The sequence below is a fragment of the Streptomyces sp. NPDC001093 genome (genome assembly GCF_040298985.1).
Classification (GTDB): Bacteria; Actinomycetota; Actinomycetes; order Streptomycetales; family Streptomycetaceae; genus Streptomyces.
The window spans coordinates 17373-34249 of record NZ_JBEPBF010000028.1 but is presented as its reverse complement, the minus strand read 5'-3'; the positions used below and the strand labels follow the sequence as shown (position 1 = coordinate 34249).

Annotated in this window: 17 protein-coding genes and 2 pseudogenes; 5 read left to right on the top strand and 14 right to left on the bottom strand. The window is 72.3% G+C overall.

The features are described from left to right. The 3 genes from ABT288_RS16725 to ABT288_RS16715 all read right to left on the bottom strand — a co-directional run bounded on the left by ABT288_RS16725 (nucleotide 1) and on the right by ABT288_RS16715 (nucleotide 2125). The gene (locus ABT288_RS16725; RefSeq protein WP_351607754.1) at nucleotides 1-1182 is read right to left on the bottom strand and encodes a phosphodiester glycosidase family protein; all 1182 of its coding nucleotides are present in this window, start codon (nucleotides 1180-1182) and stop codon (nucleotides 1-3) included. 131 nt (nucleotides 1183-1313) lie between these two features. Next, a complete protein-coding gene (locus ABT288_RS16720) occupies nucleotides 1314-1673 on the bottom strand; it encodes a DUF779 domain-containing protein (RefSeq protein WP_351607752.1) in 360 nt (119 codons plus the stop codon). Nucleotides 1674-1777: 104 nt separating this feature from the next. After that, nucleotides 1778-2125 carry a VOC family protein gene (locus ABT288_RS16715; protein ID WP_351607749.1) on the bottom strand — a complete coding sequence of 116 codons (348 nt, stop codon included), beginning with the start codon at nucleotides 2123-2125 and terminating at the stop codon, nucleotides 1778-1780. Between the two features lie 77 nt (nucleotides 2126-2202). Here ABT288_RS16715 and ABT288_RS16710 point away from each other — a divergent pair, with 77 nt between their 5' ends. Genes ABT288_RS16710 through ABT288_RS16700 form a run of 3 tightly spaced genes read left to right on the top strand, consistent with a single transcriptional unit; the run spans nucleotide 2203 to nucleotide 3119 of the window. Further along, nucleotides 2203-2682, top strand: a complete 480-nt coding sequence (locus tag ABT288_RS16710) for a hypothetical protein (RefSeq protein WP_351607746.1) — start codon at nucleotides 2203-2205, stop codon at nucleotides 2680-2682. 46 nt (nucleotides 2683-2728) lie between these two features. Beyond that, nucleotides 2729-2890 (top strand): hypothetical protein, encoded by a 162-nt coding sequence (locus ABT288_RS16705; RefSeq protein ID WP_351607743.1) that lies wholly within the window; start codon nucleotides 2729-2731, stop codon nucleotides 2888-2890. Nucleotides 2891-2915: 25 nt separating this feature from the next. Continuing rightward, nucleotides 2916-3119 carry a DUF2625 family protein gene (locus ABT288_RS16700; RefSeq protein WP_351607740.1) on the top strand — a complete coding sequence of 68 codons (204 nt, stop codon included), beginning with the start codon at nucleotides 2916-2918 and terminating at the stop codon, nucleotides 3117-3119. Between the two features lie 73 nt (nucleotides 3120-3192). Here the strand turns inward: ABT288_RS16700 and ABT288_RS16695 are convergent. The 3 genes and pseudogenes from ABT288_RS16695 to ABT288_RS16685 all read right to left on the bottom strand — a co-directional run. Beyond that, nucleotides 3193-3471 (bottom strand): annotated as a pseudogene (locus ABT288_RS16695) (cytosine permease); the annotation flags it as partial. A 63-nt stretch (nucleotides 3472-3534) separates the two neighbouring features. Next, nucleotides 3535-4170: a DedA family protein gene (locus ABT288_RS16690; protein ID WP_351607737.1), complete on the bottom strand. Its 636-nt coding sequence runs from the start codon at nucleotides 4168-4170 to the stop codon at nucleotides 3535-3537. A gap of 30 nt (nucleotides 4171-4200) precedes the next feature. Continuing rightward, complete coding sequence (locus ABT288_RS16685) at nucleotides 4201-4515, bottom strand: hypothetical protein (protein WP_351607735.1); 315 nt, start codon at nucleotides 4513-4515, stop codon at nucleotides 4201-4203. Between ABT288_RS16685 and ABT288_RS16680 the strand changes: the two are divergent. Next, a pseudogene (locus ABT288_RS16680) lies at nucleotides 4475-4639 on the top strand (hypothetical protein); the annotation flags it as partial. The gene ABT288_RS16685 and the pseudogene ABT288_RS16680 sit on opposite strands and share 41 nt — an antisense overlap. 187 nt (nucleotides 4640-4826) lie before the next feature. Here the strand turns inward: ABT288_RS16680 and adh are convergent. The 7 genes from adh to xylB all read right to left on the bottom strand — a co-directional run bounded on the left by adh (nucleotide 4827) and on the right by xylB (nucleotide 14049). After that, nucleotides 4827-6350, bottom strand: a complete 1524-nt coding sequence (adh, locus tag ABT288_RS16675; RefSeq protein ID WP_351607733.1) for an aldehyde dehydrogenase — start codon at nucleotides 6348-6350, stop codon at nucleotides 4827-4829. A gap of 57 nt (nucleotides 6351-6407) precedes the next feature. Further along, nucleotides 6408-7715: a GAF domain-containing protein gene (locus ABT288_RS16670; protein ID WP_351607731.1), complete on the bottom strand. Its 1308-nt coding sequence runs from the start codon at nucleotides 7713-7715 to the stop codon at nucleotides 6408-6410. A 64-nt stretch (nucleotides 7716-7779) separates the two neighbouring features. Next, nucleotides 7780-8424, bottom strand: a complete 645-nt coding sequence (locus tag ABT288_RS16665; RefSeq protein ID WP_351607896.1) for an N-acetylmuramoyl-L-alanine amidase — start codon at nucleotides 8422-8424, stop codon at nucleotides 7780-7782. Between the two features lie 113 nt (nucleotides 8425-8537). Next, nucleotides 8538-9551, bottom strand: a complete 1014-nt coding sequence (locus ABT288_RS16660) for an acetamidase/formamidase family protein (RefSeq protein ID WP_351607729.1) — start codon at nucleotides 9549-9551, stop codon at nucleotides 8538-8540. A 40-nt stretch (nucleotides 9552-9591) separates the two neighbouring features. After that, a complete protein-coding gene (locus ABT288_RS16655) occupies nucleotides 9592-11076 on the bottom strand; it encodes an APC family permease (RefSeq protein WP_351607728.1) in 1485 nt (494 codons plus the stop codon). A gap of 275 nt (nucleotides 11077-11351) precedes the next feature. Next, the gene (locus ABT288_RS16650) at nucleotides 11352-12560 is read right to left on the bottom strand and encodes an ROK family protein (RefSeq protein ID WP_351607725.1); all 1209 of its coding nucleotides are present in this window, start codon (nucleotides 12558-12560) and stop codon (nucleotides 11352-11354) included. Between the two features lie 34 nt (nucleotides 12561-12594). Next, on the bottom strand, nucleotides 12595-14049 hold the full coding sequence (gene xylB / locus ABT288_RS16645; RefSeq protein ID WP_351607723.1) for a xylulokinase: 1455 nt from the start codon (nucleotides 14047-14049) through the stop codon (nucleotides 12595-12597). Nucleotides 14050-14202: 153 nt separating this feature from the next. Here xylB and xylA point away from each other — a divergent pair, with 153 nt between their 5' ends. Next, complete coding sequence (gene xylA / locus ABT288_RS16640) at nucleotides 14203-15369, top strand: xylose isomerase (protein ID WP_351607721.1); 1167 nt, start codon at nucleotides 14203-14205, stop codon at nucleotides 15367-15369. 79 nt (nucleotides 15370-15448) lie between these two features. Here the strand turns inward: xylA and ABT288_RS16635 are convergent, their stop codons facing one another. Next, nucleotides 15449-16789, bottom strand: a complete 1341-nt coding sequence (locus tag ABT288_RS16635; protein WP_351607718.1) for an esterase-like activity of phytase family protein — start codon at nucleotides 16787-16789, stop codon at nucleotides 15449-15451. Nucleotides 16790-16877 lie beyond the last annotated feature (88 nt).

The window sequence follows — 16877 nt, the reverse complement described above, 5'->3', positions numbered from 1 at the left end:
TCAGCCGGCCGAGAACACCCCGATGCCGTTCGCGACCGCACGCTCGGCACCACCGCTCGGATGGTTGCGGACCGTCACGGCGCTCGCCCCGGTGTCGCGGGTGACCAGCTCCGTCGAGCCGCCGCCGTCGAGGTTGAACGCGTCGGACGCGCCCAGCGAACGCATGGTGGCGGCCTCCTCCGCGACCGTCATACCGGTCCGGTACTGGGCGGCCCCGTCCAGCGCCAGGATCAGCAGCTGCTGTCCGCCGCCCTTGAAGCCCACGACCGTGCGCACCGCCGAGGTGCTGTCGTCCAGGCCGGACAGCGCCTCGCCGTCCCTGAGGACCGGGAAGCCGCCGATCGCGAAGGCGTACGGCACCCGGGACGAGGCCGCCACCAGGGAGTGCGTCACGGTCACCGCATCCCCGACGGAGAGCTTGCGCAGCCGCTGCGCACCCGCCTCACGGCCCACCAGGACCGTGGTGCCCGCCGAAATCGAACCACTGCCCGGAGTGTCGGAGGCGGACACCACCCGGCCGCTCTCCACCCTCACCTCGTAGGTGTCGGTACTGCACGGAGCCGACCGCTGGGTGTCGGTGCCGCAGACGGCACGCATCCGGGAGGCGCTGCCCCAGCGTGCGGTGAAGGCGCCGACGGAGTTCTCCGGGAGCGCGTACTGGTTGAGGCCCCGCAACGGGAACGAGCCCTCCGGCGTGCCCACGCTGCCGGTGAGGGAGAGGCGGTCCAGCCGGGCCCGCCGGTCGGTGCCCACGCCGAGGACGTCCTCCGTGTTCGTGTCCGGCGGCAGCGCGGGACCGAACCGCTGGCCCTGCGGCACCGCCGCCTTGAGGACCTGCCCGTCCGCGATCGCCGGTCCGACGCTCGCTCCGGTGGCCTCCACGCCCGGATGCTGGGTCTCGCTGATGTTGAAGAAGTCACCGTTGACCCCCGCGACCGCCCCGGCCGAGTCCGCCATCCGGGAGACGGTGGCCCGGGCCGCCACCGCGCCCGGGTACAGCAGGTCCACGCGGACGTGCGGATTGGCCAGGTCGACCGTGAGCAGATGGGCGTGTGCCGGGCCCGCAGCCGCGGCGACGTCGAACTGCCGGTAGGTGACACCCGGCGCGATACGTCTGTCGGCCGGTACGGCGCCGGCCGGTGCCGCCCCCGTCAGGGCCGCACCGGCCAGTACACCGAACACCGTGACAACCGTGAGAACCGCTCTGCCCGCTGCCGAACGCCTGCGACGTCTGATCACCGTGCCCCCTGATGCCTCGTCAACTTTCCCTGTTCAAAGGGCAGTGGACCAGAGCGCGGCGACCGCCGGGCCGACTAGGCGTCGACTACGCGAGAACGAGTGAGAAAACGCACCCCCTCGGGTGCCTCCAGCGAGAAGCCGCTGCCCCGTCCGGGGACGACGTCCACGATCAGCCGGGTGTGGCTCCAGGCCCGGTACTGGCTCCGGGACATCCAGAAGGTGACGGGCTCGGCCACGCCGTCCACCGTCAGCTCCGCCAGCAGCACGTCCGAGTCGCCGGTGCGGAACTCGCCGTCCGGGTAGCACATGGGCGCGCTGCCGTCGCAGCAGCCGCCGGACTGGTGGAACATCAGCGGACCGTGGTCGGCGTGCAGCCGCCGCACCAGGTCCGCGGCCTCGGGGGTGAGTTCGACGCGCGGGGTTTCCTCGTCCATGGGGTCACCGTCCTGAAGAGCCGGAGCACGGGTCGTCGGACCCGGCCCAGTCTCACGGATCGTCACCGCCCCGTCCAGAACGCCTCGTCGGCCCCGGCCGGGGCTCAGAGATGGCCGAGTACGTTCACCACCCGGCCATCGGGATCACGCACGAAGAACCGCCGTACGCCCCACTCCTCGTCCGTGAGCGGATACACGATCTCCGCGCCGCGGTCCAGCATCGCCGCGTACGCCGCGTCCACGTCCTCGACCTCGATACTCAGGTCCGGGGCGACCGGCGCGGTGCGGTCCTCGGTGATCAGACCGAGCTGCGCGGCAGGGTTGTCGGGGGAGGCCAGCGTCATGATCCAGCCGTGGTTCATGACCTCCTCCAGCCCCAGCACTCCGTAGAACTCCGCGCTCTGCGGCAGCGAGGCCGACCGGACGTTGGGCACGACACGGCGTACGTGCATCTCGTGGCTCCGAAGGGCGGTGGGCTGCGGTGGACGGCGACCAGAGTAGTCGGCCGTACACCTGAGAGGATGGGCTTATGTGCGCTTTCCCCGACCGGTCCGAGCCGCGCCTCGTGCTCGACGGCGAACATCCGCTGTGGGACGAGGCGCTGGCGGCCGTCAACCGGGACCTGGCGGCGACCCTGCCCGATCAGCGTCCGCTGCGTCTGATCGCCTACCCGGGGTACGAGGACCTGGACGAACAGGTCTACGTGGCGCTGTCCAACGGCGAGGCCCACGGCAGCTCCCTGACCCCCGGGCGGTCCGCCGCCGAAGCCCTGATGGCCGTCGCCGACGCCGCCCAGGACACGGTGTCGGAGCGTCTGTGGCGGGCGTGGCCGGTCTGCACCGTCCATGACCTCGGCATGCACCCGCGGGATGCCGACGGCCGGCCGTCCTGGTGGTGCGCCGGTGGCTCGCGCGAGAGCGACCCGGCTCACCTCCGCGCGGCGATCGGGGAGTTGGACGCGGTTCAGCGCACCCCCCGCCCGAACCGCAAGCGCCGGAAGTCCCGCTGATCCGTCTGGTGCCCGGCCGCCGTACCCGGCCTGCGATCATCCTCGGATGCGAGACATCGACGAGCCGGTACGGGGGGCCGATCCGGCATGGCCGGAACTCCAGCAGGCGTTCGCCGCGAGCGCCGTACCGCTGCGCGTCCTGCCCGCCGACCCCGACGAGGGCCGCCGCTGTCTGCTGCAGCCGCGCGCTCGGTACTGGGGGCGCTGACCCTGCACTGCGGCGGGCTGGTCCTGTGGACGACGGATGGGTACGGGTCTTCGGCGCGCAGTCGGCCGCCGGCGGTCTGCCGAGCCTCGGCCGGGTCAACGCCTTCCCCGCGGAGCCCGACCCCGGCTGGTACCCGGCGGACGGGCTCGTGGTCGGCCACGACGTGCTCGGCGGGGTGTTCTGCCTCAACGGCCGGGACCCGTCCCGCGCCGGCCGCCCGGGCAGATGACGTACTTCGCGCCAGACACCCTGCAGTGGGAGGCGCTGGCAGGGAATCGCCGTCTTTCCGCCTCTGTGGACGTGGCCCGGGTGATGACCTCGCTCGGCGCGCCCGCCGCCGGCCCCGGGATCGCGAGCAGCCCCGTGAGCAGCCAGAACAGGATGCCGACGAGGTTCACCGTGATCGCCCGCCACGGGCTCGTGCCCATCAGCACCAGCGCGCCGCCGACGACCAGGCTGAGGTGGTTCACGTTGGCGGCGGCCCACACCGAGAACAGCTCGCGGGGGCGCCCGCGCCGCTCGGAGTCGGGGATGTGGTCGATGCCGTGCGCCTCGATGCAGCGGCCCGCTCGGGAGCCCGGTCATGTCGGTGTTCTTCCCGTCCGCCGCCATGCGGTGCGCGTGTGCGTCGGGGATCGGGTCGCTCAGCGGCGGGCACGCCCTTCGCGGCGGGCGCGGCGCGCCTCGAACAGCAGGGGCAGCATCGACAGGACGACGACCACGGCGACCAGCGGCAGCAGATAGTCGTCGATGTGCGGGACCGACGTACCGAGGGTGTAACCGGCGAGGACGAGCAGCTGAGACCACAGCACCCCGCCCACGGTCTGCCAGACCGTGAAGGTCCGCACGGGCACCCCGAGCACACCGGCCACGGGGTGCAGCACCGTCCGCAGCAACGGCACGAACCGGCCGATGACCAGCGCCTTCCCGCGTCCGTACCGGGCCAGCAGTTCCTCGGCCCGGACGGCCGCCGCCTTCACCCGCCGACTGGAGGTGCGGGCCAGCAGCGCCCGCCCCCCGTGCCGCCCGATCAGGTACCCGACCTGCCCGCCGGCCACCGCCCCGACCGCCGCGCACAGCAGCACCTGCCACAACGCAAGGCGGGGTGCCTGGTCCGCGCTGCCGGCGCACAGCACACCGGCCGGGAACAGCAGGGTGTCACCGGGCAGGAAGAAGCCGACGACCAGGAGACCGGACTCCGCGAAGATCACCACCAGGACGCCGATCGCGCCGAAGGCGGCCAGCACCGAGGCACTGTTCAACGGATTGACGGCTGTCACCTGGCCGCGCCTCCCGGCCTGCTCGCAGGGCTACTCGCTCACCAGCATCGCCCGGCCACCGCGAAAACGCCCGCCCCAGCCCGTATCCATATCCCTTCCCTGCCCTTGGCCCTGCCCCTGCCCCTGCCCCTGCCCCTGCCCCTGCCCCTGCCCCTGCCCCTGCCCTTGGCCGGTCTGGACGCTCGTCAGGATGTCCAGCCGGCCGGCCTGGAGCGCGGCGAGCCGCCCGACCGCTTCGACCTGCTCATGGTCCGACCGGCGTCTGCTGCACCGCTGGGCCGGAGAGCTCGGGATCGCGCCGCGGGTGACGTTGGAGACCGAGGACCTGCACAGCATGCTTGCCATGATCCGGGCGGACCTCGCGGTGGGCCTGATCCCGGCCACGCTCCTCGGAGCAGGACACGACGCCGGAGTCGAGAGAGTGGTCCTGCCATCCGGCGTCGCGCCGCTTCACCGGGAGATGCTCGCCGTCAGCAGACCCGGTGCCCGCTCCCCGCTCATCGACGAGCTGGTCACGTTCCTGGCCGGTGCCGTGGACAGTGCGCAGTCGTCAGGGGGCGCACAGTCCGGTGATCACGTAGGCGACCTGGTCAAGGCATGCAAACAGGTCCTCTGGTCTCTCGGCAGGCGTCCGGTCAGGCGCCCTTTGTCGTGGTCTAGAAGAAACCGAGCTTCTTCGGTGAGTAGGACACGAGCAGGTTCTTCGTCTGCTGGTAGTGCTCCAGCATCATCTTGTGCGTCTCACGGCCGACCCCGGACTGCTTGTAGCCGCCGAACGCCGCGTGCGCCGGGTAGGCGTGGTAGCAGTTGGTCCACACCCGGCCCGCCTGGATCGCGCGGCCCGCGCGGTAGGCCGTGTTGGCGTCCCGGGTCCACACGCCCGCACCGAGGCCGTACAGCGTGTCGTTGGCGATCTTGATGGCGTCGTCGAAGTCGTCGAAGGAGGCCACGGAGACGACCGGGCCGAAGATCTCCTCCTGGAAGATCCGCATGCGGTTGTCGCCCTCGAAGATGGTCGGCTGGACGTAGTAGCCGCCCTTGAGCTCGCCGTCGTACTCGACGCGCTCGCCGCCCGTGAGGACCTTCGCGCCCTCCTGCCGGCCGATGTCCAGGTAGGAGAGGATCTTCTCCAGCTGGTCGTTGGAGGCCTGGGCGCCGATCATCGTGTCGGTGTCGAGCGGGTGGCCCGGCTTGATCCGCCGGGTGCGTTCGACCGCCGCCTGGAGGAACTCCGCGTAGTGACCGCGCTGGATCAGCGCCCGCGACGGGCAGGTGCAGACCTCGCCCTGGTTGAGCGCGAACATGGTGAAGCCCTCCAGCGCCTTGTCGCGGAAGTCGTCGTCCTGCGCCCACACGTCGTCGAAGAAGATGTTGGGCGACTTGCCGCCGAGCTCGAGGGTGACGGGCTTGATGTTCTCGGAGGCGTACTGCATGATCAGCCGCCCCGTCGTGGTCTCCCCGGTGAACGCCACCTTCGCCACGCGCGGGCTGGACGCCAGCGGCTTGCCCGCCTCCACGCCGAAGCCGTTGACGATGTTCAGTACGCCGGGCGGCAGCAGGTCCGCGATCAGGCCCACCCAGTAGTGGATCGAGGCCGGCGTCTGCTCGGCGGGCTTGAGGACGACCGCGTTGCCCGCGGCGAGCGCCGGCGCGAGCTTCCACGCCGCCATGAGAATCGGGAAGTTCCACGGGATGATCTGCGCGACGACCCCGAGCGGCTCGTGGAAGTGGTACGCCACCGTGTCGTCGTCGATCTCGCTGAGCGACCCCTCCTGTGCCCGGATCGCGCCCGCGAAGTAACGGAAGTGGTCGATCGCCAGCGGGATGTCGGCCGCCAGCGTCTCGCGGACCGGCTTGCCGTTCTCCCAGCTCTCCGCCACCGCGAGGGCTTCGAGGTTGGCCGCCATGCGGTCGGCGATCTTCAGCAGGATGTCGCCGCGCTCCGCCACCGGCGTACGGCCCCACGCCGGCGCGGCCTCGTGCGCCGCGTCCAGCGCCCGCTCCACGTCCTCCGCGGTCCCGCGCGCGATCTCGGTGAACGGCTGTCCGTTGACCGGCGACGGATTCTCGAAGTACTGCCCGCGCAACGGCGGCACGTATTCCCCGCCGATGAAGTGGTCGTAGCGCGCCTGGTAGGAGACGATCGCGCCCTCGGTGCCCGGCGCCGCGTAACGAGTCATGCTGGTCTGCCTCCCGGTGCAGCGCTGCCCGCCGTTGGGCAGCTCTCGGGCGCGAGGCTAGGCGGGCGGACGTTGCAACCACGTTGCGCCACGGGCCCGCCCCGGCGTCCGGCCGACCGGTGCCGTCAGCTCGGCCTCCAGCGCGGCGAGCCGGGACCGCACCGGCGCCGTGGGCCGCACCGCGGCCAGCGCCCGCCACGCCTCGAGGTCGTCCTCGCCCCACGGCGCGTGCGCCCAGTCCGCCAGCAGGTCAGGGTCGCGGTGCGCGATGAGTGCCATGCGCAACTCGGCGGCGAGGCGGTCCCGCAGCCGTACGATCGCCGGCGCCTGCGAACCGGGCAGCAGCGGACCGGTGTACGCCTCCGCCGCCGCCGTGACCGCGCCCGCCCGCAGCCGCCGCTCCACCACGGTCACGTCCGACTCGACCGCGGCCACCAGCCGGTACGGCCGCGAGGCGAGCAGGTCGGGGCCCAACAGCCTTCGCAGCCTGGCCAGTTCGGCACGCAGGGTCACCGGCGTCACCGACTCGTCCGCGTACAGCGCGCACAGCAGCTCGTCACCGCTCAGGCCCTCGGGATGCCGGGCCAGCAGCACGAGGATCTCGCTGTGCCGGCGGCTGAGCCGGATCCGGTTGCCGTCCAGGACGAACTCGGCCTCGTCCCGTCCCAGCGCGCCGAGCAGCGGTGTGTCCACCGTGGTCCCGGGCGGGTCGAGCAGCGCGAGCTGCGCCTCCGCGGCCCGCGCCACCGCCTGCACGAACCCGAGGCTGTGCGGATGCGCCAGCCCGTCCCCGCCGGTGATGTCCACGGCGCCCAGGACCTGCCCCGTGCGCGGATCGTGCACCGGTGCCGCCGCACACGTCCACGGCTGGACCCGCCGTATGAAGTGCTCCGCGGCGAACACCTGCACCGGCCGGTCCACGGCGACCGCGGTCCCCGGCGCGTTCGTACCGACCGCGCTCTCCGACCAGCGCGCCCCCGGTACGAAGTTCATCCCGTCCGCCCGGCGCCGGGTCACGGGGTGTCCCTCGACCCACAACAGCCTGCCGTGCGCGTCGCACACCGCCAGCAGATGTTCGCCGTCGGCCGCGAACGTGCCGAGCAGCTCCCGGAACAGCGGCATCACCCTGGCCAGCGGGTGCTCCGCCCGGTACGCGCCGAGGTCGCCGTCGGTCAGCTCAACGCTGGCGGTGCCGTCCGGCCCGACACCGGCCCGCGCGCTGCGCCGCCACGACTCCGCCACCACCGACCGCACCGGGCGCGGCACCGCGCCCACCGTGGTGAACGTCTCGTGCGCCCGGCGCAGCACACGGATCCGCTCGGCGGGGTCGGCCCCCGGCTCCAGGGCCACCCACGGATCGGTCAACTCGGCCTCCCCGACGGTTCAGCGGTGATGGGCGATGTCGGTCCCAGCGACCATCGTCTTCCGGCTAGGCGAAGTTGACCAGTCTCAGGTAGCGGACCCAGTCCCAGTTCGGACCCGGATCGGTGTGATCGGTGCCGGGCACCTGGTAGTGGCCGATGATGTGCTCCCTGTCCTTCGGGATGCCGTACGTGTCGCAGATCGCCGCCGTGAGCTTGGCCGACTCCTCGTACAGGGCGTTGGTGAAGTAGGCCGGCTGGTCCACCCACCCTTCGTGCTCGATGCCGATGCTGCGGGTGTTGTAGTCCCAGTTGCCCGCGTGCCAGGCGATGTCGGCCTCGTGCACACACTGCGCGACGTGCCCGTCCGCCGAGCGGACCAGATAGTGCACGGACACCTTCTTCTCCGGATTCTCGAAGATCGCCAGCGCGTTGGCGTACGTCTCCTGCGTGACGTGGATGATCACGCGGTCGATGGCGTAGCTGCCGGGGCGGTCGGACGCGGTGTAGTTGGAGGGGCTCGCCGGCTGCCACTCGGCGGGCGGGTAGTCGACGGACGCGGTCTGCGCACCGGCGCGTGGGTCGGGGAGCAGCGCGTAGGGGACGGCGGCGAGTGCCGCGCCCTTCAGCAGCCGTCGTCTGCTCAGGCGCGGCGTGGCCTCGCTCGCCGGTTGCTCCGGCTCAGTGCGCTGTGCAGATCCGGCCGGGTCCATCTCCATGTCCATCGGCGGGTGCCTTTCGGGGGTGTGGGGGGGCGTCAGGAGTTGTGGGGGTGGGGGTGGGGGGCGTCACCAGTCGGGAGCGCGTCTTCGGTGCGTGGTCGGTGTCAGCCCCGCAGGGCCCGCGCGGTTTCCCGCAGCCGCGCGTGCACACCCCGGTACGTCTCGCGGGCCGGCAGCCACTCCTTGCGGAGCTTGGCCACGCACGTGTAGTTCGTGTCGCACACGTTGGCCAACGGCGATTCCACCGCCTGGGTTGCGAATTGGTACGCGTCCGGCTCACTGAACCCGTAGTCGCGCGCCAGCCACTGCACCAGGTCCAGCTGCGATATCCGGAACGCGTCCTCCAGCGGGCGGGCCGAGCCGGTCGAGATAATGTGGGTGTCCGACTCCAGCCGGGGCCACGGTGTGGCGACATCCTTGAGGAGCTCGACGACCACCACGGTGTTCATCGCGCACTCCACGGCCACGCCGCAGGTCTCGCCCTCGCCCTGCCGGGCGTGGCCGTCGCCGAGGCTGAGCAGGGCGCCCTCGACGTTGACGCCCAGGTAGCAGGTGACGCCGGCCCGCATCTCGGGTGTGTCCATGTTCCCGCCGTGCGCGTCCGGCACCAGGGCCGAGCGCACCTCGAGATTGGCGGGGGCCACGCCCACCGTGCCGTGCATCGGATCCATGGGCAGCTCCACCTGGATGTCGCTGTCCTGTGCCTGGAAGAGGGCGGTGCGCCGTGCGCGGTCCAGCTGCCAGATCCAGACGCGTTCCGGCAGCGGGGGCTGCAGCGTGGCCGTGGTGTGCGTGGAGGTGAGCGCGCCGAAGAGCGGGACAGTGGTCGACGCCGCCCAGTCGCGGGCCGGTTCGATCGACACGAAGTGCACGGCCACCGTGTCGCCCGGCTCGGCGCCCTCGATGTGGAAGGGGCCGGTCTGCGGATTCAGGAACGGGAACTCGCAGACTTCGGAGACGAGGTCCTTCTCGGAGCGCACCCGGCCGGCGAAGCAGTCCTCCGTGTACAGGTCGAGAACCGTGCCGGGCGCGATCCGCGCCACGGGCGGCGCGCCGCCGAACGTCCAGGCGTATGAGTCCGGTTCCGGGCGCACGGTGAGGATCCGGGGGTCGGTCATCGTGGAGATGGTCCCTTCTGAGGGAAGAGGGTCCGGCAGGTCAGCGGGGCACGGTCCCGTCCTGGCGGGGACCGGCCGCGTCGTACGTGTCGAGGTGCACCCGAGCCGTCTCGGCTATGCGCTCGGGGTGACGCCGTATCAGCAGGAGCAGCACCAGCACGCCGGCCGCCATCCAGACGCCGACGATCGGGCCGGCGTAGGAGACCGGGGCCGTCAGTTCGGTGACGAAGTCGAAGACCGGGAGGCCGGCCGCCGTCAGCAGGGCGGGGACGAAGGCCGCGATACCGAGCACCGGGAACAGCAGATGCCGTACCGGCTTGAGGACGGCCCGGCCGGCCCGCAGGAAGTAGCCGGCGCAGGCCAGGTTCACGACGATGTAGACACCGACGACGACCGTGACGATCACTGTGGCGAGCAGCAGGAACGCGGTCACGGGGTCGTAGCCGAAACCGAGTCCCAGGACCGCCCCCACCGCCACCAGGGTCTGCAGCGCGATACCGGCCACGGGGGAGCGGTGCCGGGGGTGGAGTGTGGCGAGCAGGCGGGGCAGGACCCGGATACGGGCCAGGGCGAAGGCCGTACGGGTCGAGACGTTGGCGCACGCGTTGGCGTTGGCGATCGTGGAGTTGATCACCGCGAGGAAGACCAGTACCCAGAAGAGACCGAAGGAGGCCCGGGCTACGCCGTCCCAGGAGGCGCCGCCCGAGGCACCGAACTTCGCGAAGCGGTCCGGGCCGAAGTAGACGGTCATCGCATACGTCGTGATCACATAGAACAGGCCGATGCCCAGGGCCGCCCCGAGGACCGCGCGGTGCATCGTCCGCCGGGGGTCGCGTGTCTCCTCGGCGAGGGGGGCCGCGGCCTCGAACCCCGCGAACGCCAGCACCGTGTACACGGACCCGGCGAACACGCCACTGATCCCCGCGTGGCCGTCGGCGGTGTGCGAAGTGCCGAACACCGACAGGGTGTTGGCGTCGCCCGCCTTGCCGATGAGCAGGACGGCGAACACCAGGAAGACGAGGATCTCGAAGACGCCGAGGACGGTGCCGAAACGGGCCGAGGCGCGGACCCCCAGGTAACCGGCGACGGCGATCACGCCGGCGCCCGCCAGGGACCACGGCCACCACAGGTCCGCCGGACATGAGGACCACTCCTCGTGCAGCGTGCCCGCCGCCGTGAAGCCCAGTTGGAGGAGCAGCAGCGGGGGGACCAGCATCTCCACGAAGACGTAACCCCAGCCGACGAGGAACCCGACGGCGGGGTGCAGCCCCCGGGCCGCATACGTGGTCACCGAGCCGGCGGCCGGCAGCTCCCGGGCCAGCTCGGCCACGCACGACGCCGTGAACAGACAGGCCACCAGGGCGATCAGCACCGCCAGCGGCAGGCTGCCGCCCGCGAAGGCGGCACCGGCCGGGATCGACGCGGCCACGGCGGCCGCCGGCGCCATCGCCGTGACGCTCTGGAACAACACCTCGCGCAGCCCGACGGCGTCACGCCGCAGCGCCCCGGTCGTCTCCTCGTGCATGTGTGTCCCCCGATGCCTGTCAGCCCACTGCCACCCGACGCCTGTGTGTGAAATGCCGTCAACGGTTCGGCACCCGGCGGCCTTGACGGTCCGCCGGCCCGTTCCTCGCGTGAATCACGGTACGGCGCGGGCGGGTTGGGCAGAAGAGCGCACACCGCATCCGTGGAGAGGCCTCCACTTGTGGAAAACCCGGCCACCCGTTCGGGTGAACACCGGCAGCCGCGCCGTCTCGATTTCGGGCGGCTCGGGAGCTCCCGGCGACTCGGTCGGGGACGTCAGGAACGTTCCGCCGCCACCGCCGGATCGTCCAGTACGCCCCGGACGACCGAGTGCGCGGCGCCCAGCAGCGGGCCCTCGGGGCCCAGTCGGGACACCGCCACCGGGCAGGGCGGGCCCGCCCTGCGGCTCGTCAGCTCCGTCTCCAGGGACGGCAGCAGCCAGGGGGAGAGACCGGCCAGGGCGCCGCCCAGGACCACGGCCTCGGGGTCGAGCAGGTTCACTGCCCCGGTGAGGGCGATGCCGAGCGCCGTACCCGCCTCCCGCAGGGCTGCCCGTACGTTCTCGTCGCCCTGCTCGGCGCGCTCCGCGAGCAGGCCCACCAGGTCCTCGCGCGGCTCCAGCCCCGCCGCGCGCAGTACCGCCTCCTCGCCCGCGTACTGCTCCAGGCAGCCCCGGCCGCCGCACGGACAGGGCGGTCCGTCCGGCCGCACCGGCACGTGACCCAGCTCGCCCGCGAAGCCGCGGGTGCCGCGCAGCAGTCCGCCGTCCACGACGACCGCGGCGCCGATGCCGATCTCGGCCGACACGTGCAGGAAATCGCGCGGGGTGCCGTCGCCCAGCCACAGCTCGGCGAGCGCACCGAAGTTGGCCTCGTTGTCCACGGTCAGCGGCCACAGGCCGGGCAGCAGCGCGCCGAGGTCGGTGTCGTGCCAGTCGAGGTTCGGGGCGCGTACGACCGTACGGCCGTCCCGCGCCACCAGTCCGGGCACGGCGACCGCGAGCCCGGCGGGCCAGAGCGCCTCCCGCTCCGCCTCGGCGACGACCCGGCGCACCAGCTCGGTCAGTTCCTCGACCACCGGTGCGGGCGCCCGGCCCCGGTTCGCCCCGTGCCGCACGGCCCGTGCCCGGACCTCGCCGCGCAGATCGACCGCGCACACCGCGAGGTGGTCGACGCCGATCTCGGCGCCGATGCCCGCCGGACCGCGACCGCTCACCGCGAGCGCCGACCCGGGCCGCCCCACCCGGCCCGGCCGCTCCGGGCCCAGCTCCTCCAGCAGACCCCACCGGATCAGCTCGTCCACCAGCGTCGACACGGCCGCCCGGGTCAGCCCGATGCGCGAGGCGACCGCGGCCCGCGACAGCGAGCCCTCCGCGCTGACGGCGTGCAGCACGCGGGCCAGATTGCGCCGGCGCATGCCCTGCTGGGTGTCCGGCAGGGCGCGGCCGGCGCCCGGCGGGCGGGCTTCGTGCAGCGGTGCGGTCATGCCTGAAGTCAGTCCTCGGTGTCTGCCGCCCGGCTCATGCGCGCGGGGTGGTCTGCGTCCCCCGCTCCAGCAGCGGGGCCGCGTCGGAGAGTACCCCGGTGATCCGCTCCAGCGTCCCCTGGTCGCGCTCCACGGCGTCCAGAACCGGGCCCGCGGCCGTGTTCCAGCGGCGGGCCACCGCGGCCGGATCCTCGCCGGTGAGCAGGCCCGCGGCCTGAGCCGCGGCTCCGAGGGCCACCAGTTCCCGGGCTTCGGGAACCTGGACCGGCCGCCCGGACAGCCGCCGTACCGTCTGCTGCCAGGCCGTCCCGCGCGCTCCGCCGCCGATCAGCAGCAGGGGGGTGCTGCGGTCCGCGTCCTCGTCGAGGACCAGGTCCAGCGCGCCCAGCAGCGCGTGCACGGCGCCGTCGTACGCGGCCTGCAGCAGCTGCCCGGCGGTCGTGTCGTGGCGCAGGCCGTGCAGCAGACCGGAGGCGTGCGGCAGGTTGGGGGTGCGCTCGCCGTCGAGGTACGGCAGCAGGGTCACGGAGCCGCCCGGCGCCACCGCCTCGCGGTCCAGGCTCAGCAGCGCCGCGACGCGGTCCACAGCGAGCGTGCAGTTGAGGGTGCAGGCCAGGGGCAGCCAGTCCCCGTGCGCGTCGGCGAACCCCGCCACCGTGCCGGTCGGATCGGCCGGGCGGCGCCTGGAGACGGCGTACACCGTGCCGGACGTGCCGAGGCTGAGCACCGGCGTGCCGGGCCGCAGGCCGAGACCGAGCGCCGCCGCCGCGTTGTCGCCCGTGCCGGGAGCGACCAGCGTGCCCTTGGAGAACGGCAGGTCGTGGCTGTCGCGCACGGTGCCGGCCACTTCTCCCGGCCGCACCACCCGGGGCAGCAGCGCCGGGTCGAGACCGACGTGGGCGAGGGTCTCCGCGTCGTACCTCTCCGTGCCGGACGCCCACCAGCCGGTGCCGGAGGCATCGCCGCGGTCGGTGGTGCCCTGCCCGGTCAGGCGCTCGGTGAGGTAGTCGTGCGGGAGCCGCACCGCCTTGGTCGCACGGACCGACTCCGGCTCGTGCTCGGCCAGCCACGCCCACTTGGTGACCGTGAAGGACGCGCCGGGCACGCTGCCCGTGCGCTCCGCCCAGGCCTTCGGCCCGCCCAGTTCCTCCACCAGACGGCGGGCCTGCGGTGCCGAGCGCACGTCGTTCCACAGCAGCGCCGGACGCACCGGCTCGCCCCGCTCGTCCAGGGTGACCAGGCCGTGCTGCTGGCCGCCGATCGACACGGCGGCCGCCTCGTGGGCCGCGTCACCGCACTGGCGCAATGCCTCGCACAGCGCGTCCCACCACTGACGCGGGTCGCTCTCGCGGCCCGCGCCCGAGGACACGGTGTGCGGTGCCTGGCCGCTCGCCACCACCTGGCCGGTGGCCGCGTCGACGACCAGTGCCTTCGTGGACTGGGTGGATGTGTCCACGCCGACGACGAGCGGACCCTCGGCTGCTGACATCGGGCTCTCCCTTTTCCGCGACGTTCCGCGACTTCGGTGACTTTCCACGACTCCGCGGGACAAAGACATCTTGTCTCTTCCCAGAGGCGCGAGCGCATACTAATTTGTAAACGGCCATGACGAAATAGTCGCAACGTAGCAAGGAGCCGCGGCATGAGCTTCCAGCCCACCCCCGAGGACAGGTTCACCTTCGGCCTGTGGACAGTCGGCTGGCAGGGAAGGGATCCGTTCGGCGACGCCACCCGCCGCGCCCTGGACCCGGTCGAGACGGTGCAGCGCCTGGCCGAGCTCGGCGCCCACGGGGTGACCTTCCACGACGACGACCTGATCCCGTTCGGGTCGTCGGAGACCGAGCGCGAGTCGCACATCAAGCGGTTCCGCCAAGCCCTGGACGCCACCGGCATGACCGTGCCGATGGCCACCACGAACCTGTTCACGCACCCCGTCTTCAAGGACGGCGCGTTCACCGCCAACGACCGCGACGTGCGCCGCTACGCGCTGCGCAAGACGATCCGCAACATCGACCTGGCGGTCGAACTGGGCGCGAAGACCTATGTCGCCTGGGGCGGCCGCGAGGGGGCGGAGTCCGGCGCCGCCAAGGACGTGCGCGTGGCGCTGGACCGGATGAAGGAGGCCTTCGACCTGCTCGGCGAGTACGTGACCGCCCAGGGCTACGACATCCGCTTCGCCATCGAGCCCAAGCCGAACGAGCCGCGCGGCGACATCCTGCTGCCCACCGTCGGCCACGCGCTGGCCTTCATCGAGCGCCTGGAGCGACCCGAGCTGTACGGCGTGAACCCGGAGGTCGGCCACGAGCAGATGGCCGGACTGAACTTCCCGCACGGCATCGCGCAGGCCCTGTGGGCGGGCAAGCTGTTCCACATCGATCTCAACGGCCAGTCGGGCATCAAGTACGACCAGGACCTGCGGTTCGGTGCCGGTGACCTGCGCGCGGCGTTCTGGCTGGTGGACCTGCTGGAGAGCGCCGGCTACCAGGGGCCACGGCACTTCGACTTCAAGCCGCCGCGGACCGAGGACCTCGACGGCGTATGGGCCTCGGCGGCGGGCTGCATGCGCAACTACCTCATCCTCAAGGAGCGTGCCGCGGCCTTCCGCGCCGACCCGGAGGTCCAGCAGGCGCTGCGGGACTCGCGCCTGGACGAGCTGTCCCAGCCCACCGCGGCCGACGGACTGCAGGCCCTGCTCGGCGACCGCACCGCCTTCGAGGACTTCGACGTAGAGGCGGCCGCCGCGCGCGGCATGGCGTTCGAGCGTCTCGACCAGCTCGCCATGGACCACCTGTTGGGGGCGCGCGGCTGAGCGCCGGAAAGGCCGGGGCGGCACGCCGCCGTCCCGGCCCTCTGTCAGTCCGTTTTCCGGACTGTCCAGCCCAGGGGCGTCACAGCCCCTCGGGCAGCCGGATGTACACGACGGTCGTCTTGATCCCGCTGTCGACCAGTCGGCCCTGCGCGTCGAAGGCGCCGGCGCCGTCGGTCATCCCGAAGTCGTTGTCGTTGATGAGGGCGAGCGTGTCGTGGTCCACGCGCGCGATGCCCTCGATCTTCTGCTGTACGCCGTCGACCTTGTTGAGATCGACCACGAGCCGCTTGGCCGGCACCGGCACGCCGGCGGCCGCCGGATCGTCCAGCTGCTCCAGGGACGGCGAGGTCGTGTCGTCATCCCAGGGGCCGCCCAGAATGCTCGACTCGCGCCCCAGCCGGATCAGTTGGAGCCGCGCCGCCTTGTCCGTGCGCTCCTCGACGAGCAGCCGGTCGCCGCCCACTGCGACGATCGAGGAGATCTTGAGTTCGGAGGTGTCGTCCTCGCTCGGGTCGACCACGTTCACCGGGTCGAACCGGTAGGCGTACTCGGCGGTGACGGCGTTCTCGCGCGGTGAGAAGCGCAGCAGCCGGGTGGTGCGCGAGGCGTTCCCGGCGTTCGCGTCCGGCAGCGACAGCGGGCTCTGCAGAGCCATCACCAGGTCACCGTCGGGAAGCTGCGCCAGCCCCTCGAAACCGCGGTTGATCTTGCGGTGCAGGAAGATCGACGGCAGCGCCTCCATCACCGGGTAGTCGGCGCCCGTCAGGCCGAGCCCCTTGGGTACGTACCGGGTGAGCACCTCCCCGCGCGCGGAGACGTGGATCAGCGAGGGGCCGTACTCGTCGACGAGCCAGAACGTCCCGTCGGGGGCGCGCACGATGCCCTCGGTGTCGAGCCCGTTCGGGTTGTACGAGAGCGGCGTCTTCGCGTCGTAGGTGTACGGCGCCTCGTCGCGGCCCTGCTGATCGGGCAGCCCGGTGACGGCCTTTCCTCCTGAGGTGGTCAGTGGGATCGCGTCGATGACCTGAACCGTGTCTCCGCAGACCCGGATCTTCACGATCGCGGGGTCGAATCCCGGGACCGGGAAGGTGCGGCGCTTCTTGCCGTCCACCTTGATCTGGCCGTTGGGGCCGCGGTCGGTCACCGTCCAGTACTCGCCCTTGCGGCCCGCCGGGTAGATGTCACTGCCGATGCCGCCGAGCTTCACTCCGTGGTCGTCGTCGACGCTTCCGGGCAGCAGTGCGTTGCTGAACGCGCCGAGCGGGATCTCGCCGAGCGTCGCCGTGGAGATGACGCGGGCGTCCCGGGACGGCGCCGCCGTAGCCGTTCCCGCGGCCACGAGAGCGGCCGCCAGGGCCAGCGGCAGGCCCGTTGCGATGAAACGGTGGACGCGGCGCCGGCCGGCATCGTGCGGGGGCATCTGGCCTCCTGGGGGCAAGTTCGTTGACGGCGGCCAGAGTTGGGCCCCATGAGGAACGGCGCACGACCGCGGGGTGAACGACCGGCGT

Coding starts and splice junctions, on each gene's coding strand:
- ABT288_RS16720 (WP_351607752.1), bottom strand. CDS start 1,673: ATGGACGAGGAAACCCCGCGCGTCGAACTCACCCCCGAGGCCGCGGAC.
- ABT288_RS16715 (WP_351607749.1), bottom strand. CDS start 2,125: ATGCACGTACGCCGTGTCGTGCCCAACGTCCGGTCGGCCTCGCTGCCG.
- ABT288_RS16710 (WP_351607746.1), top strand. CDS start 2,203: ATGTGCGCTTTCCCCGACCGGTCCGAGCCGCGCCTCGTGCTCGACGGC.
- ABT288_RS16705 (WP_351607743.1), top strand. CDS start 2,729: ATGCGAGACATCGACGAGCCGGTACGGGGGGCCGATCCGGCATGGCCG.
- ABT288_RS16685 (WP_351607735.1), bottom strand. CDS start 4,515: ATGGCAAGCATGCTGTGCAGGTCCTCGGTCTCCAACGTCACCCGCGGC.
- adh (WP_351607733.1), bottom strand. CDS start 6,350: ATGACTCGTTACGCGGCGCCGGGCACCGAGGGCGCGATCGTCTCCTAC.
- ABT288_RS16665 (WP_351607896.1), bottom strand. CDS start 8,424: ATGGACCCGGCCGGATCTGCACAGCGCACTGAGCCGGAGCAACCGGCG.
- ABT288_RS16660 (WP_351607729.1), bottom strand. CDS start 9,551: ATGACCGACCCCCGGATCCTCACCGTGCGCCCGGAACCGGACTCATAC.
- ABT288_RS16655 (WP_351607728.1), bottom strand. CDS start 11,076: ATGCACGAGGAGACGACCGGGGCGCTGCGGCGTGACGCCGTCGGGCTG.
- ABT288_RS16650 (WP_351607725.1), bottom strand. CDS start 12,560: ATGACCGCACCGCTGCACGAAGCCCGCCCGCCGGGCGCCGGCCGCGCC.
- xylB (WP_351607723.1), bottom strand. CDS start 14,049: ATGTCAGCAGCCGAGGGTCCGCTCGTCGTCGGCGTGGACACATCCACC.
- xylA (WP_351607721.1), top strand. CDS start 14,203: ATGAGCTTCCAGCCCACCCCCGAGGACAGGTTCACCTTCGGCCTGTGG.
- ABT288_RS16635 (WP_351607718.1), bottom strand. CDS start 16,789: ATGCCCCCGCACGATGCCGGCCGGCGCCGCGTCCACCGTTTCATCGCA.